The sequence below is a fragment of the Bacillus sp. FSL R7-0672 genome (assembly GCF_038601465.1).
GTDB lineage: Bacteria > Bacillota > Bacilli > Bacillales > Bacillaceae > Bacillus > Bacillus pumilus.
Window position 1 is genome coordinate 3,675,880 of record NZ_CP152010.1, and the last position, 17,187, is coordinate 3,693,066.

At 43.1% G+C, this 17,187-nt stretch carries 11 protein-coding genes; 8 read left to right on the forward strand and 3 right to left on the reverse strand.

Annotation, left to right across the window (positions count from 1 at the left end):
• The first annotated feature begins 13 nt into the window (after nucleotides 1-13).
• The 7 genes from MKY18_RS18720 to MKY18_RS18750 all read left to right on the forward strand — a co-directional run bounded on the left by MKY18_RS18720 (nucleotide 14) and on the right by MKY18_RS18750 (nucleotide 12,490).
• Complete coding sequence (locus MKY18_RS18720) at nucleotides 14-7,162, forward strand: amino acid adenylation domain-containing protein (RefSeq protein WP_342497647.1); 7,149 nt, start codon at nucleotides 14-16, stop codon at nucleotides 7,160-7,162.
• A gap of 20 nt (nucleotides 7,163-7,182) precedes the next feature.
• On the forward strand, nucleotides 7,183-7,410 hold the full coding sequence (locus MKY18_RS18725) for an MbtH family protein (protein WP_065097586.1): 228 nt from the start codon (nucleotides 7,183-7,185) through the stop codon (nucleotides 7,408-7,410).
• A gap of 123 nt (nucleotides 7,411-7,533) precedes the next feature.
• On the forward strand, nucleotides 7,534-9,159 hold the full coding sequence (locus MKY18_RS18730; protein WP_342497648.1) for a helix-turn-helix domain-containing protein: 1,626 nt from the start codon (nucleotides 7,534-7,536) through the stop codon (nucleotides 9,157-9,159).
• 98 nt (nucleotides 9,160-9,257) lie between these two features.
• Entirely contained in the window at nucleotides 9,258-10,223 is a 966-nt protein-coding gene (locus MKY18_RS18735; RefSeq protein WP_342497649.1) for an ABC transporter substrate-binding protein, read from the forward strand.
• A 76-nt stretch (nucleotides 10,224-10,299) separates the two neighbouring features.
• Nucleotides 10,300-11,034: an alpha/beta hydrolase-fold protein gene (locus MKY18_RS18740; protein ID WP_113767974.1), complete on the forward strand. Its 735-nt coding sequence runs from the start codon at nucleotides 10,300-10,302 to the stop codon at nucleotides 11,032-11,034.
• Between the two features lie 72 nt (nucleotides 11,035-11,106).
• Entirely contained in the window at nucleotides 11,107-11,253 is a 147-nt protein-coding gene (locus MKY18_RS18745) for a YycC family protein (protein WP_003214589.1), read from the forward strand.
• Nucleotides 11,254-11,275: 22 nt separating this feature from the next.
• Entirely contained in the window at nucleotides 11,276-12,490 is a 1,215-nt protein-coding gene (locus MKY18_RS18750; RefSeq protein ID WP_113767975.1) for an MFS transporter, read from the forward strand.
• 41 nt (nucleotides 12,491-12,531) lie between these two features.
• Here MKY18_RS18750 and rplI read toward each other — a convergent pair whose 3' ends face one another.
• Genes rplI through MKY18_RS18765 form a run of 3 tightly spaced genes read right to left on the reverse strand, consistent with a single transcriptional unit; the run spans nucleotide 12,532 to nucleotide 15,926 of the window.
• The gene (gene rplI / locus MKY18_RS18755) at nucleotides 12,532-12,981 is read right to left on the reverse strand and encodes a 50S ribosomal protein L9 (protein ID WP_044139055.1); all 450 of its coding nucleotides are present in this window, start codon (nucleotides 12,979-12,981) and stop codon (nucleotides 12,532-12,534) included.
• Nucleotides 12,978-14,957 carry a DHH family phosphoesterase gene (locus tag MKY18_RS18760; RefSeq protein ID WP_044139054.1) on the reverse strand — a complete coding sequence of 660 codons (1,980 nt, stop codon included), beginning with the start codon at nucleotides 14,955-14,957 and terminating at the stop codon, nucleotides 12,978-12,980. Before MKY18_RS18760 ends, rplI begins: the two co-directional genes overlap by 4 nt.
• A 30-nt stretch (nucleotides 14,958-14,987) precedes the next feature.
• Nucleotides 14,988-15,926 (reverse strand): YybS family protein, encoded by a 939-nt coding sequence (locus tag MKY18_RS18765; RefSeq protein ID WP_217012621.1) that lies wholly within the window; start codon nucleotides 15,924-15,926, stop codon nucleotides 14,988-14,990.
• A 302-nt stretch (nucleotides 15,927-16,228) separates the two neighbouring features.
• On the opposite strand from MKY18_RS18765, the gene MKY18_RS18770 reads away from it, so the two are divergent.
• Nucleotides 16,229-17,158 (forward strand): manganese-dependent inorganic pyrophosphatase, encoded by a 930-nt coding sequence (locus MKY18_RS18770; protein WP_217012622.1) that lies wholly within the window; start codon nucleotides 16,229-16,231, stop codon nucleotides 17,156-17,158.
• Nucleotides 17,159-17,187: the final 29 nt, after the last annotated feature.

Consider the following 17,187-nt stretch of genomic DNA (forward strand, 5'->3'; position numbering starts at 1 on the left):
GAGGTATAGACCCTTGTCGATCCAGTCAGTCGATTCATTCCCACTAACCGGTGCCCAATCAGGCATTTGGTATGCGCAGCAGCTTGATCCATCTAATCCTATTTTCAATACAGCTGAGTATATAGATATTAAAGGTCCAATTGATCCCGTACACTTTGAAGCAGCCATTAGAAAGACTGTCTTAGAAGCAGATTCCTTGTATATGCGCTTCGTTGAGGATACTGACGGTCCAAAGCAATGGTTGATATCTAAGAAAGAGATTCCATTTCAATCTATCAATTTACAAAATGAAAAACAGCCGCTTGATGCGGCTAAAGCATGGATGAAGGCAGATCTTTCAACGCCAGTCTCTTTAGAGAAAGATGTATTATTCCGTGAAGTACTTTTTCAACTTGCTGACGACCGTTTTATCTGGTATCAGCGCATTCATCACATTGCCATTGATGGATTCGCCTTTTCGCTCATTGCACGTCGTGTTGCTGAGGTCTATTCAGCCCTATCGAAAGGGGCACCTGTGCCTCCTCAAACATTTGGAGCCTTACATGACGTAGTCCAAGAGGAGATCACTTATCAACAGTCCAACCGATATGAAGATGATCGAGCGTTTTGGAAAAATCGCTTTGCTGATCAGCCTGAAATTGTCAGCCTTGCTGAGCTTGCCCCAAGAACGTCGGATCATTTTATCCGAAAAACGGCTAACTACGATGCCGAAAAGGTAAGCAAAATGAAAAAAAATGCTCCTGCCTTCGGTGGTACGTGGCATGAAATGATTCTTGCGGCATCCGCTCTCTATATGCATCGTATGACTGGTGCACATGATATTGTTTTAGGATTACCTGTTATGATGCGCCTTGGATCGTGCGCCTTGCAAACACCCGGAATGGTCATGAACCTAGTACCGCTTCGTTTAACATGCAAACCAGAAATGACGCTCTCAGCACTTGTTCGCCAAGTATCTGATGAACTGAAAGCCATTCGCCCTCATCAAAGATATCGTCACGAGGACATGCGGAGAGACTTTAAACTCATCGGAAGAAATCAGCGATTATTCGGCCCGCAAATCAATATCATGCCATTTGATTATGATCTCATATTCGATGAGAGCATTGGTCAAGCACATAACCTTTCAGCAGGACCCGTGGATGATATATCGATCAACATATACGACCGCGCGGATGGGAACGGATTTCAAATCGACTTTGATGCAAACCCTGCCGTTTACAAAGAGCAAGCAGTTGACGCTCATCAGCATCGTTTTCTTCAACTGCTGGAGGAAATAACCGGACTAGAGCAAGATCAGATGATCAGTCAATTCAACCTTCTTTTGTCTGAAGAAAAAGAGAACATTCTCAAGCACTGGAATGATACAAAACGAGAATTACCAAAGGAATCTTTACGGGAACTATTTGAAAAACAAGTGAGCAAAACGCCACAAGCAAAAGCATTACAGTTTGAAGGAATCACTTTAACCTACGAAGAGTTGAATCAGCGGGCAAATCAATTGGCTCATTATTTGAAAAAGCGTGACATTGGACCAGAACAATTTGTCGCAATAGCTCTGCCTCGGTCCATCGATATGGTCGTAAGTCTATTAGCCGTTGTCAAGACAGGAGCCGCCTATCTGCCACTAGACCCTGATTACCCTAACGATCGTGTCGCCTATATGCTAGAAGATGCCAAACCAGCTTGCTTGCTCACATTCAAAGAGACAGCAGACGGTTTGGAGCATCCGCACATCGTTCAACTGGATGATTCAACTGTTCAACAGGAGATAGCAGGCAGTCCGCATCTCGATCCGACATGGAACGAAGGCTCCCTGCATCATCCAGCTTACATCCTCTACACATCAGGATCGACAGGCAAACCAAAGGGTGTTGTTGTCACAAAGCGAAATGTAATCAACTTTATATTGTCCATGCAAGATTCATTTTTATTAGATCAAGGAGACCAGCTTTTAGCGGTAACGACCATTGCCTTTGATATTTCCGGGCTAGAAATGTTCCTCCCGCTTTTACATGGAGCTGCTATTTTATTGGCAAAAAAAGAAACCATACAAGAGCCAGCAAAGCTTTCAGACATGATTCGTTCTCATCCTGTCACAATCATGCAGGCAACACCAACGTTGTGGCATGCGTTGGCAGATGAATACCCTGACGTGATAACAGGTATACGTGTTCTTGTTGGAGGAGAAGCACTTCCTGCCTCCCTTTTGCACAAATTGCAATCTCTTCAATGCGACATTACCAATTTGTACGGACCTACAGAAACGACGATCTGGTCTACGATGGAAAATGTCACAGCACATCAAGAGAATAGCGGGCCGGCAATTGGTAAACCCATTTGGAATACGAGCGTTTACATTTTAGATGAAGGACTAAACCCAATTCCAGCAGGATCAATCGGTGAACTTTACATTGCAGGTGAAGGAGTATCCAGAGGATATCTTGGACGATATGATTTAACGGCTGAACGTTTTGTCGCTGATCCATTCGGCACAAGCGGCACGAGAATGTATCGTACTGGTGATTTAGCCAGATGGCGTGAAGATGGTTCAATTGATTATATCAGCCGTGCCGATCATCAAATTAAAATCCGCGGCTTCCGTATTGAACTAGGTGAAATTGAAACAGTGATAATGCAGCATCAAGCCATAAAGCATACATCTGTTATCGTTCGTGAGGATCAGCCTGGACAACAGCTGCTTTGTGCGTATGTTGTGCTGACAGACGACTCTTCTCTGCACCCTTCAGAGCTCAGGCAGTTTGCGGCTGCATTACTTCCTGATTACATGGTGCCTTCTGCTGTTGTCGTTTTGCCAGAACTTCCACTTACACCAAATGGCAAAATCGATCGCAAAGCATTACCAGCACCAAATATGTCTTTAGTTAGTTCTGAGCGTACACCTAGAACACCACAAGAAGACATGTTATGTAGTTTATTTGCAGAAACCCTTGGCCTATCTCAAATTGGCATAGATGATAGTTTCTTTGACTTAGGCGGACATTCCTTACTCGCCGCTCGTCTGCTTAGACGTATACGCGATACATTCGGTGCAGACATAAGCATGAGTACCATTTTTGAATCACCTCGGGTTGCTGAGCTTGCGCAGCACTTGGACAAAGCGAAGGACATTCGGCCGCCGCTTCAGGTAGAAAACAAGCCAGAAGAGATTCCGTTATCCTTTGCCCAAAAACGGCTCTGGTTCCTTCATTGCCTTGAAGGGCCAAGTCCAACTTACAATATTCCACTTGTCATTCAGCTGACAGGTACACTAGATCAAACAGCTCTAATTGGTGCACTCGCAGATATCACTGAAAAACATGAAACCCTTAGAACCATTTTTCCGGATAAGAATGGCATGCCAAGACAGGTCATTTTACATTCGAAAAGTGTTCAGCCTAAACTCCATGTCACAGCTTCAAACGATCAACAAATTGAGAGTCAGTTAAACGAAGCCATTCGCTATAGCTTTAAAATTGAAGAAGAACCTGCACTTCGCGCTGAATTATTCACGCTTGATGCAAACCGATCCGTACTGCTTCTATTGCTGCATCACATCGCTGGTGACGGCTGGTCACTTGCACCATTGACACGAGACTTAGCTGCTGCTTACGAAGCCCGTATACAAGGAAAATCCATCTCCTTGCCAGCCGAACCTGTTCAATATGCTGACTATGCTATATGGCAGCAGAAGCTGTTGGGCAGTGAAGAAGAGGCGGATAGTCTATTTGCCAAGCAGCTCAGCTATTGGAAAGGCGCCTTACATGACCTTCCAGAAGAACTGGAACTTCCCTATGACTTCCCGCGTCCACAGGAAGGAAGCTTCAACGGTGATACGATAGACTTTACGATTAAACCCGCTTTACATCAGAACCTCCTTGAACTTGCAAAGCAGCATCAGGTGAGCTTGTTCATGGTGCTTCAAGCATCACTTGCAGCATTACTGACACGCCTTGGGGCGGGGACAGATATCCCAATTGGCAGTCCAATTGCTGGACGGAATGACGATGCACTTGACGACATTGTTGGCTTGTTTGTGAACACACTAGTATTACGTACCAATACAGCTGGTAATCCAACCTTTAGTGAGCTATTGAAGCGAGTGCGAGACGTTGACCTAGCAGCCTATGAGCATCAGGATCTGCCATTTGAACGGCTAGTCGAAATCCTAAATCCAACCCGATCCAGGTCACGCAATCCATTGTTCCAAGTCATGCTTGCCTTCCAAAATACACCGAAGGCGGAAATGAAGCTGACACAACTTGACTCAGATCTTTACGTGAAACCAGTAGGGTCAGCTAAATTTGATCTGACCATCGAATTAACAGAACAAAGAACTGAGACTGGATCAGCAGCAGGATTAACAGGTTTGTTTGAATTCAGTACAGATGTATTTAAACAAAGCACCATTCGAGCAATCGCTGACAGAATGAAGCGCTTTTTAACAGAGGTAGCTGAGCGCCCACATCTGCCGATTGGTCAAGTGAACATTTTATCAGATAAAGAACGGCAAACATTTCTCCCTGACAAAAAGGCATTCGCTCAGTTAGATCAAGCACCTGGTCTCCCAGCCTTATTTGAAAAAACGGCGCAGCAATACCCTGATCGAGTGGCAGTAACGGATGGCAAGAGGCAACTCACCTATGAAGAGTTAAACAACAAAGCCAATCGTCTTGCTCATTTATTAATAGAAAGAGGCGTTGGACCAGAACAGTTCGTTGCACTTGCCCTGCCTAGGTCAATCGATATGCTCGTAAGCCTATTAGCCGTTCATAAAGCAGGCGCAGCCTATGTTCCGCTTGATCCTGACTATCCAGCAGACAGGCTGGCATACATGATACAAGATGCCAAACCAGTTTGCAGTATCACAACAAAAGCAGCTGCAGTGCATCTCCCTGCTGATTGCGATTTGATTTTGTTAGACGAAAAAGAAACGAGCGGTCAATTGCTGACTAAGCCAAATCACAATCCGGCTGATATAGACAGAATTGAGCCGCTATCTTCTCTGCATCCGGCCTATATTATTTATACATCCGGTTCTACAGGGAAACCAAAAGGAGTGGTCATCCCACACCAAAATGTCATCCGTCTTCTGACATCTACTGAACATTGGTTCCATTTTGATGTAGAAGATGTTTGGACAATGTTCCATTCGTATGCCTTTGATTTTTCAGTATGGGAAATATGGGGACCCCTTTTATATGGAGGCCGACTTGTCATTGTACCTCATACCATCTCTCGCTCTCCTGAAGAGATGCTGCAGCTTTTAGTCGAGGAGGGTGTAACTGTGCTTAATCAAACGCCTTCTGCCTTCTATCAGCTCATGCAGATAGACAAGGAACAACAAACACTTGGTCAAGCATTATCACTCCGCTATGTCATTTTTGGCGGTGAAGCATTAGAGCTTAGCAGATTAGAAGATTGGTACAGCCGTCACTCAGACTGTAAGCCAAAGCTAATTAACATGTACGGCATTACAGAAACCACCGTACACGTTACGTACAATGTACTCAATCGAGACATGATCGCAAAGAAATCCAGCAGCTTAATAGGCGAACCAATTCCTGATTTACACGTCTACGTACTAGATGAATACCTACAGCCTGTTCCCCCTGGAACAACAGGTGAAATGTATGTAGCTGGAGCTGGCCTTGCAAGAGGTTATCTAGGCAGGCCTGACCTGACGTCAGATCGATTCCCTGCCGATCCTTATGGAGCACCTGGCACAAGGATGTATCGAACTGGCGACCTCGCACGCTGGACAGAAGATCGGGCACTTGATTACATTGGCAGAGCTGATCATCAAATTAAAATACGCGGGTTTAGGATTGAACTCGGAGAAATCGAAGCCATTCTGGCACGCCACGATGCAGTTGCACAAGTTGCCGTGATTATGCGAGAGGATCAGCCTGGTGACAAGCGCTTAGTCGCATATATCGTCACAACTGAAGAAGAGCATTTCGATACAGAGACCCTTCGTCATTTTGCCGCAGCCAGTCTTCCTGATTACATGGTGCCTGCAGCATATGTACAGATTGATAACATGCCACTTACAGCAAACGGGAAGCTGGATCAAAAATCACTGCCGGCACCTCAATTGCATATACAGCAAGCGGATGGCCGCGGCCCAAGAAACCCGAAAGAGGAAATCCTATGTCATCTCTTTGAAGAGGTGCTTGATTTGCCAAAAATCAGCATTGATGATCGCTTTTTTGACATTGGCGGGCATTCCTTACTTGCGGTTCGTTTAATCAGCCGCATTCGTGATGCACTTGGTGTCAAACTTAGTATCGGAACATTGTTTGAAGCACCAAATGTTGCAAGTTTGGCAGAGAAACTAGAAACAGGAAGCGATGAAAACGCACTAGAAATCTTGCTGCCTCTGCGAACAAATGGAGAAAGATATCCTCTCTTCTGTGTTCACCCAGCAGGTGGTCTTAGCTGGTGCTATGCAGGTCTCTTGAATACATTAGAGAAAGACATCCCTATTTATGGATTACAGGCACGAGGAATCGCAAGAAAAGATGACTACCCGCACACACTAGATGATATGGCTGCGGATTATATCAAGCACATCCAAACGATTCAGCCAAAAGGCCCTTATCATCTTCTTGGCTGGTCACTAGGCGGAAACGTTGTACAAGCAATGGCTACACAGCTCCAGCAGCAAGGTGAAGAAATCGCACTCGTTGCGATGCTGGATGCCTATCCGAACCATTTCTTGCCGATTAAAGAAGCACCTGATGAAGAAGAAGCATTAATCGCTCTTCTTGCGCTCGGCGGTTATGATCCAGATACCTTAACAGGTGAACCACTCACAATGAAAAGTGCCGTCGACATCTTGAAAAAAGATGGCAGTGCACTAGCAAGCTTAAGTGAAGATGCTATTAGAAATCTAAAGGAAACCTATGTCAATTCAGTTCGATTGCTCGGAGAATATCAGCCAAAAACTTATCATGGGGACATATTATTCTTTAGATCTACTATTATCCCAGATTGGTTTACACCAATTGATCCCGAAGCATGGGCACCTTATATCAACGGAACAATTGAACAGCACGACATTCATTGCCGGCACAAAGACATGTGCCAGCCTAAACCCCTAGCAGAAATTGGTGTCATCTTAGACAACGCACTGCATCGGGTCAAACAAAAGCACTAAGAATAAAGGAGAGATGACAAATGACAAATCCCTTTGATCGTGAAGACGGTGTATTTCTTGTGCTTGTCAATGAACAAGGACAGCATTCACTTTGGCCATCATTTGCACCAGTGCCAGATGGGTGGAAAAAGGTCTTTGGTGAAGACACTAGAAATGCCTGCATCGATTATATCCAGACACACTGGCAGGACTTACGGCCATTAAGCTTAACAAAAGAACCTGCGCTAGCCCATGGAAAAACGGACTAAATCACCGCGCCCTGATCACACTCAGGGTGCTTTTTTGACAGAATAAACATCACCATCTCCCAGCTCTTTCTGCTACAATTTAATTGAGAATGTTTATCAACAAATAAGAGATCAGGTGGTTTTATGGGAAACAGCAATCAATTACGTACAATGGCAAATGCAGAACAATTCATCTATCGATTAACATATACTGAAAAAATAAATAATGCAGAGCTTCCGCATACGGAGCAGCAGCTATCAGATACATTCTGCTTCCTCTTCAGCATAAGCGGCAGAGGTTTACTCACATTGAACGATCAAAAATGGCGGTTGAAACATCTGACACTCTATACGATCCTTCCTGGAGAAACATTTATGTTGAAAACAGAGCCTTATCAAAAACAAGAGCTTTATCTGTTTCGCTTTCAGCTCTACATGCTGCAAGATCAAAACATACGGGAAGTATCAACTGAACATGCCCGTTCTTTACTGAATGTATGGCAATTTATCGATATTAGCCCGATTGAACAAATTCATTCTTCACTTCCAGAAATGACAGAGGAATGGAAAAGACCTGAAGCCATTAGCTTTTTTAGAAGCCAAACTCTTTTTCAACAGCTTATTATGCAGCTTTTCACACTGCATAAAGAAGATATTTGTGACACAGCACATGCCCTTTTCAAAACAAAACAATATATCGACCAACATTCCGAAGAGCCTCTCAGCCTTACAAGTCTATCTCAAATGGCTGGCATCAGCGCCAATCATTACAGTGAGCTATTTAAAAAGCATTTTAATGTGAGTGTCACTGATTATATCACCAAGAAAAGGATGGCTAGAGCCAAACAATTAATGGCAAAAGGCAACGCAAAGCTCAAAGACATTGCACTGGAAATCGGCTATCAAGATCCCTATTACTTTAGCCGCATCTTTAAGAAAAAAACGGGCATGACCCCTTCTACTTATATGAAAAGCCGTCAGCGGAAAATTGCAGCCTATGGCCATTCCATACTCGGTCAGCTCACACCCATTCATATCATCCCGTATGCTGCCCCTCTTCACCCTAAATGGACAGCACATGATTTTGAGCATCATGCAGAAGAAATCCCGATTCACCTGAGTGCACATCGGATCAACGAGCACGCTGAAGCCAATTTACAGCAATTAAAGGAAACAAAACCTGAGCTAATCATTGCCAATGATCATGTGACAGAGGAAGAAAAACAAGTGTTGAAAACCATCTGTCCTGTTCACTTTGTTCCATTCAAACAATTGGATTGGCGCACTCAATTCAGACAAACAGCTATGTTCTTAAACGAAGCGAAGGAAGCAGAAGAATGGTTGATTCATTATGAGGAACTCGTCATTCAAGCGAAAAAGTCGTGCCTTTTTGATCATCCACCAAAAACCGTCCTGCCTCTTCGTATCTTTCAAGATCAACTCTACTTGTCTGTCAATCGCACCATGTCAGAAGTGATTTTTCATGATATTGGTCTTCTGCCAGCTTTTCAGAATGATGGACAGCTAATAGAAAAAGAAATCACCATTCGCTCCATACAACAGCTAGATCCAGACGCCATCTTCCTCTTCTTGCATAAGGAGCCAAAAACCATTGCTTTTTATCAAAAGTTAAAGCAACAGGAAGATTGGCAAAATCTCAAGGCTGTGACTCAACAAGCAGTCTATCCACTAGCATCTGACCCTTGGCGTGAATACACAGCAGCCAGTCATCAACGAGTCATTCAGGACCTTTTATCTTTTTTTCCGTAAAAAGTCCATCATTCGACAGAGAATTATCTATGGATAAAAGGACAAAAGCCTAATACAATCATTAATTGAGAACAATTATCAGTTAAAGGAGAAAACAAATGAAAAAATGGTTAGCATTGCTTATCCTTTGTATCATGACGATCACCACTGCTGCCTGTGGTGCTGAAGAAAATAAACCTGCTTCAAACACAACCAAAAGCAAGTCAGCTGAAGCAACAGAAACAAACATCAATTACTTAGATCAATCATACAACCTCAAAACACCAGTGAAACGAATCGTCATTGCTGGAAGCCTAGAATCAATGGAAGATGCAAAATTACTTGATATTCAACCTATTGGTGCTTCTACTGTAGGCGGCACATTCCCTGAATTATTTAAAGACATCACAGCGAAAACAGAAGGCATCGGTGAAAAAACAGAACCGAATCTAGAAAAAATCTTAAAACTAAAACCAGACGTAATACTAGGATCAACAAAATTCCCACCTGCAACAATAAAAAAATTGGATAAAGTCCAAACGACGATCCCAGTATCCCACGTCTCTTCTGACTGGGAAAGCAATCTTTTATTGCTCGGTACACTTACTGGCAAAAGTGAAGAAGCGAAAAACATCATTTCTGATTATCAGAAAGACCTTAAACAAGCGAAAGAAACCCTGAAAGACAAAAGCAGCAACAAAACAGCTGTCATTTTACGCATTAGACAAGGCGACCTGTACGTGTATCCTGAAGACGTATACTTCAACTCTACCTTATATGGGGACTTAGGATTTACAGCACCAAGTGATATTAAAAAAGCCAAAGCACAAGCAATGATTTCATTGGAGCGCCTGGGCGAACTCAATCCTGACTATATTTTTGTTCAGTTCTCTAAAGAGGAAAACTCATCGAATCCTAACGCATTAAAGGACTTAGAGGAAAATAAAATTTGGACAAGCCTAAAAGCTGTGAAAAATGGGCACATCAATGAAAATGTCGTTGATCCTATGCTTCAAGGAGGAACTGCACTAAGCAAAACAACCTTCCTTGATAAGGCTGTCAAATGGTTAGAGAAAAACAACTAAAAAGAAGACAAAGGGCTAATGTTTAGCCCTTTGTCTTCTTTTCAGCGTAGTTGAGAATTTTGAGGAGTGAATACATATGAACGGAACGTTTCTATATGACGAGTTTAACGGTCGTCAGCTTGATATTTACGTTCCACAGGACACATCTATTAATGTTCCAGCTGTCTTTGTACAAGATGGCTCTTCTTTGTTTAGAACACACCTGCTAGAGATCGAAAGACTGATCGAAGCCAAAACCATCTCGCCAATCATCATTGTCGGCATACACCCTTTCAATCGACTTGATGAGTATACACCATGGAAGGCATCATCACTGCGCTCTGGGTTTCCTGACTTTAAAGGCGAGGCACAGACATATGTGTCGTTTTTAGAGAATGACTTGCTCCCATATATCAAAAAAGAATATCCAGTTCAAGAGACCTGTCATGAACATAGCCACGTAGGTGCTTCATTAGGTGGGCTATTTGCAATTTATACTTTATTGATGCACCCTGCTCTTTTTAAAAACATCGCATCTCTCTCCGGGTCATTTTGGTATCAAGATTTTCTACCGTTTGCTAAACAACAAAGCATTCAGTATGTGGATCACCTTATTTATTTATCTGTGGGCAGTGAAGAAGGTAAAGGCAAAACATCTGCTCAACAGCACATGCCTTTATTCAATAAACAACTACATGACCTTTTATTACAGAAAGGGATGCAGGAATGGCAGCTGCACTATCACATCGAACAAGGGAAGGGCCATCATCTGAAACAATTTCAAAAAAATTTCTTATCAGCCCTAAAGTGGTTTTATAAAAGAGAACTCTAATTTTTTATCAGCATGGCACAAAGCCGATATGATATATTGGAACGTATAGATTGAAAGAGGAGGGATTTGCACATGAGACCTTTACAAATCTCAGCCGACACAGCACAAAAACTTGCAGCATCACTCAATGTACCCATTGAACAAATCATGCATATGCCGCAGCATATCTTAATCGCTAAACTAGCAGAGCTTGAACAGAAGAAAGATCGTTCTTCTTAAAGAAATAAAGGAGTTTACATTCATGGAAAAACAACTAGAACAATCAACATTACAATCTCGCAGTAAAGGACAAACCATCCTGCTGATTGCTGGGATTTTACTTATTGCATTTAACCTGCGGCCTGCCATTACGTCCGTCGGCCCTCTCATCGGCGCCATTCGTTCCGATTTACAGCTTTCAAATGGACTTGCAGGTTTTCTCACGACATTACCACTGCTCTCATTCGCATTACTTTCTCCAATTGCACCTAAAATCGGAAAACGTCTTGGCAATGAACGAACCCTTTGGCTTGGGCTTGCTGTCCTTCTATTTGGGATTGTGATTCGTTCGTTTGGCACGATCACCTTCTTAATGATGGGAACCGCGCTTGTCGGTGTCGGAATTGCGATATGTAATGTGCTCTTACCGGGGCTTGTGAAGCATAAATTTCCTGCACATGCAGGTTTGATGACAAGTGTATATACGACCTCGATGTCCGTCTTTGCGGCACTTGCTTCAGGTGTCAGTGTTCCGCTCAGTCATACGATGCCTGGCGGCTGGAATACATCATTCCTCGTATGGGCTGGCCTTGCACTTCTCGCGATGATGGTCTGGGCGCCGCAGCTTCTTCATCAGAACACAGCATCCGTCAAAAGCATTTCGCTCACAGAGCAGCCGATATGGCGTTCACGTGTCGCATGGCAGGTGACCTTTTTTATGGGCTTGCAGTCATTCCTTTTCTATAGCAGCATCGCCTGGTTTCCTGATATTTTAACATCACATGGAATGAACCTGTCGACAGCCGGCTGGATGCTGTCCATTATGCAGTTTGCTGGGCTGCCATCCACCTTTTTAACGCCTGTTTTTGCAGAAAAATTAAAAACACAAAGACCGCTTGTCTTGAGCCTTGTCCTTGTGTATTTACTTGGCATGATCGGGCTTCTTCTCGGAGGATCGACGCCTATTCTTGTGATCTCTGTTTTATTGATCGGCATTGGACAAGGTGCCAGCATCAGTCTGGCGCTCACTTTTATCGGATTACGGACGACCAATATGGAGCAAGCCGCTGCCCTTTCCGGAATGGCGCAGTCTCTCGGTTATTTATTAGCCGCCGTTGGTCCTTTCATGGTCGGTATCCTTTTTGATCTCACACATACATGGACGCCATCCATTATCATCTTTATCATCATCCTATTTTTCATGTTTATATCCGGTATGCGAGCCGGACGAAGCGTCTATATTTCAGATCCATCATAAAAAAAAGAACCCGCCTCCTCATGAGACGGGTTCTTTTCGGTTTATGCTTGTTCTGTCACATGAACCTTTAACGTTGCTTGTACCTCTGGATGAAGCTTCACCGGTACATTTGTGTATCCTAATGCACGGATGGCGTCATTCAGCTCGATTTTGCGCTTATCGACTTTGATTTGATGATCTTTTTGCAATTTATCAGCGATTTGTTTGCTTGTAATTGATCCAAACAGACGGCCGCCTTCACCTGATTTTGCTGTTAGTTCTACTGTTAGCGCCTCAAGTGTTTCTTTTAGTTGTTTCGCTTGTTCAAGCTCTTGGATGGCATTCTTTTTCTCTTTGTTCTTCTGCCCTTCCAATGCGCTTAGGTTCGTTGGGTTTGCTTCAACTGCTAACCCTTGTTTGATGAGAAAGTTGTGAGCATATCCGTCAGCTACATTCTTGACTTCGCCTTTTTTCCCTTTGCCTTTTACGTCTTTTAGAAAGATGACTTTCATCTTTGAACCCCTCCTTCGAAATATTCATCAATGGCAGCTTTTAACTGCTCTACCGCTTCTTCAATGGTTATACCATACATTTGGGTTGCAGCGTTAGTTAAATGACCGCCGCCATCTAACGCTTCCATGATAATTTGGACGTTGATATCTCCTAATGATCTCGCACTAATGCACACCGTGTTGTCATCTCGTCTAGCGACAGCAAATGACGCTTCTACCTCACTCATTGACAACAGGGAATCTGCCGTCTGGGCAATCGTGATTTGATCATAATACTCCGAGCTGTCTGACGGTAATGAAGCAATCGCCACCTGATTTTGATACAGATCTGTATGCTGAATGAGCTTTGCCCGTTTGATGTAATGATCGACGGTCTCTTTTAGGAATTTTTGCACAAGGACAGGATCTGCCCCCTTTGCACGAAGATAGGATGCTGCATCAAACGTTCTTGATCCCGTTCTCAGCGAGAAACTCTTCGTATCAACAATGATCCCTGCGAGAAGCGCAGTAGCTTCAATCATGTTAATGCGCAATTTCTTCGGCTGATACTCTAAAAGCTCTGTCACAAGCTCTGCTGTTGATGAAGCATACGGCTCCATATAGACAAGTAATGGGTCACGGATAAACTCCTCGCCGCGTCTATGATGGTCAATGACCACGACATTTTCAATTTTATTGAGTAGTCGTTCTTCCATGACGAGAGACGGTTTATGTGTATCCACGACCACAAGCAGCGTGTCATCCTTTGCAAGCTCCATGGCTTCCTCTGGCGTGATAAAACGTGACCAAAGATCTTCATAATTCTTAATTTCACTAATCAAACGTTGAACACTGTCCCCAATCTGGTTGGCATCAATGACAATATAGCCTTCTTTCCCATTAGCCTGGGCGACCTTTAAAATCCCAATGGATGCACCGATTGAGTCCATGTCTGGGAACTTATGCCCCATGATCATGACATTTCCGCTTTCAGAAACAATTTCTTTTAAAGCATGAGAAATGACTCGTGCGCGTACACGTGTCCGTTTCTCCATTGGATTCGTTTTCCCGCCGTAGAATTTCACTTTTCCATTCGGTTGCTTAATGGCTACCTGATCCCCGCCTCGTCCGAGGGCAAGATCAAGACTCGACTGCGCAAGCGCCCCAAGCTCTTTTAAAGAAGGTACGGATGCACCGATCCCGATACTCAGGGTAAGCGTCGCACTATGCGCTCCTGTTTTCTCACGGACCTCGTCTAGAATAGAGAATTTCGACGCTTCCAGCTCTGCTAAAATGCTTTCATTTAGAACCGCCATAAATCGTTCGGACGAAATTCGCTTCAGGAAAATGCCATATTCCTGTGCCCAATTGTTTAACAGAGACGTCACTTCACTATTAATGGTGCTGCGCACCTGATCGTCAAGACCCTGCGTGACATCATCGTAATTGTCTAAAAAGATATAAGATAACACCGTTCGTTCATTTTCGTACTGTCTTTCAATCTGTACCTGTTCTGTGACATCAAAGAAATATAAAAGGCGCTCTGACCGTTTAATAATGACTTTGAATTTCCGGTCATTCAGCGTCACATTTTCTGTCTCGACCTCTTGTTTAATAAGAGGCACAACGGACTCGAATGTATCATACAAGGATCTGCCGACAAGCGTGCTTTCATGAAAACACGAAGCGAGAAATGGATTTGTCCATTCGATATAATACTGGTCATTAAACAGCATAATACCAATTGGCATTTCCATTAATGCTTCTTCTCCAACCTTTTTGACTCGATAGGATAATGTTGAAATATATGAATCAATCTCTTTTTGCACTTGCGTATCTGCCCACTTTAAGAAGTAGAGCACACCTGCAAGGACTAAAAGACCAACCGCTCCTATGATCCAATTATAATAAAGGTTGAGGAGGACTGTGACCACCGCAAGGACAATCAAAGCGATGATCGGATACTTGATGACAGGTTTTCTATAGAAGCTTGGCACTGATATCAACTCCTCAACATTCAGAGTGAATTATTTGTTTTTTACTTTTTCTCTTAAATCAAAGCCTATGTCAGCAATCCCTATAATACGCACAATCACACCGATTGGCGGATAGAGAACCCCTAACACGATAGCGAAAACGGGCACCGCTTTTGAGATGCTTTTTTCGTGGCAATAATAGAAGATAAAAGAAAATCCCTGAATAAGCACCAGTATAAATAAAATTTGAAACGCACTCGTTTGAACGAGCGATAAAAAGCTGCCTTTTTCTGTCTGAATCAGCATCAAAAGCAGTGTGAGTAAATAATACCATACCATGCTTTTTGGCAGCCGCATATCCTTAAATTTCTTCAAAACCGGCATGTCTTTGACAAACCGTTTGATCAGAGGCTTCACAAACCAGTGGTTCACGAACGCCGTCAGCGTAACTAACATCAACAGCGCGACAGGCAAAGCACTCAATGCGGCATCCTTCATCTCTCTGAACTGCTTCAGCTGCTTCGCAATGTCCTGCTCAGAAGCGCCGGATTGCTTTAAGGAACTCTCTAACATTGGAATCATTTGCTCAATCGACTCTTTCGCGACACTCATAATATCGACTTGAAAAAGCTGAACACTGACAACAAAGGAGATAAGGAAACTGAATAGATAGATCAGCGCACCTGCAATGATGGCATTTCCAGGCTGTCTTCTGCTATAGAAAACACCCATGCCTAATCCGACAGCAATCAGAATTGGCGCCGTCATGAGTCCATTAATAGATCCAATTAAAAAGCTGATCACTATCCCAATAGCGCCAGCAGCAATTCCTTTTTTCAAGCCGTGCCTGATTGTATAGAGGATGATCGGAATCGGAGCAGCTAGAAAGAAAATAATGGATAATAGCGGCACATACAAATAAAACAGCGTCATGACAGAAAAAATACTGATCATGATAGCGCCCTCTACTAACGCTTTAGTTTGTTTCACACCTTCACCTCTATCCAATCCTTTTACTATATCTTGCTCAATGTATCCTTCTATGTATACGTACGATGTAAGCTACACCATGTCTTACCCCAACCTTTATTTTACCATAGCGGTAAATCGCAAGTAAAATGCAGGCTATCTTAGGAGCGTTTCACGTGGAACACTGATATTGATTCGTACATGCAACTTTTCAAACAGCATGTTACAATTTTTTAGATTATTCTTAGCTATAAACCCTGAATTCAAGGTCAAAAGCTGTTAGAATAGAAACATCATCAATAAATGTAAGAAGGAGAATTCACATGGGAAAAACACTCGTATTCGGACACAAAAACCCTGACACAGACACGATTTGCTCTGCTATCGCTTACGCTGATCTAAAAAACAAAATCGGCGTCGAAGCAGAAGCGGTCAGACTTGGAGAAATCAATGGAGAAACACAATTCGCATTAGATTTCTTTAAACAAGAAGCACCTCGTTTCATTGAAACGGCTGCAAACGAAACAAAGCAAGTCATTCTTGTCGATCATAACGAATTCCAACAAAGTGTAAGCGATATTGATCAAGTACAAGTGACTGAGGTCATTGACCATCACCGTATTGCCAACTTTGAAACAAGTGAACCTCTATACTATCGCGCTGAGCCTGTTGGCTGTACAGCAACAATCTTAAACAAAATGTACAAAGAGAACCAAGTGAAGATTGAAAAAGAAATCGCTGGTTTGCTTTTATCTGCAATCATTTCTGATTCCTTGCTATTCAAATCACCAACATGCACACAACAAGACATTGATGCTGCGCATGAGCTAGCTGAAATTGCAGGAGTAGATCCAGAAGTTTACGGCCTAGACATGCTAAAAGCTGGCGCTGACCTAAGCCAAAAAACGGTTCAAGAACTAATTACAATTGATGCAAAAGAATTCGCACTAGGCAATAGCAAAGTGGAAATTGCGCAAGTCAATACAGTAGATATCGCAGAAGTTACAGCAAGACAGGCTGATATTGAAGCGAAAATCAATGAAGTCATCGCAGCGAAAGGTCTTGATCTATTCGTTCTAGTGATCACAGACATCCTAGAAAATGACTCTCTTGCACTTGCACTCGGTGCGGAAGCTGCAAAAGTAGAAAAAGCATTTAACGTCACACTTGAAAACAACACCGCTTTACTAAAAGGTGTTGTATCAAGAAAGAAACAAGTCGTACCTGCACTGACAGACGCACTTTCTTCATAAACACAACAAGACTGCTGACATGTTCAGCA

Bases quoted from the DNA above. Each gene is read 5' to 3' on its own strand.
- MKY18_RS18745 (WP_003214589.1), top strand. From the start codon at position 11,107: ATGAGACCTTTACAAATCTCAGCCGACACAGCACAAAAACTTGCAGCA.
- MKY18_RS18725 (WP_065097586.1), top strand. From the start codon at position 7,183: ATGACAAATCCCTTTGATCGTGAAGACGGTGTATTTCTTGTGCTTGTC.
- MKY18_RS18750 (WP_113767975.1), top strand. From the start codon at position 11,276: ATGGAAAAACAACTAGAACAATCAACATTACAATCTCGCAGTAAAGGA.
- rplI (WP_044139055.1), bottom strand. From the start codon at position 12,981: ATGAAAGTCATCTTTCTAAAAGACGTAAAAGGCAAAGGGAAAAAAGGC.
- MKY18_RS18740 (WP_113767974.1), top strand. From the start codon at position 10,300: ATGAACGGAACGTTTCTATATGACGAGTTTAACGGTCGTCAGCTTGAT.
- MKY18_RS18770 (WP_217012622.1), top strand. From the start codon at position 16,229: ATGGGAAAAACACTCGTATTCGGACACAAAAACCCTGACACAGACACG.
- MKY18_RS18730 (WP_342497648.1), top strand. From the start codon at position 7,534: ATGGGAAACAGCAATCAATTACGTACAATGGCAAATGCAGAACAATTC.
- MKY18_RS18735 (WP_342497649.1), top strand. From the start codon at position 9,258: ATGAAAAAATGGTTAGCATTGCTTATCCTTTGTATCATGACGATCACC.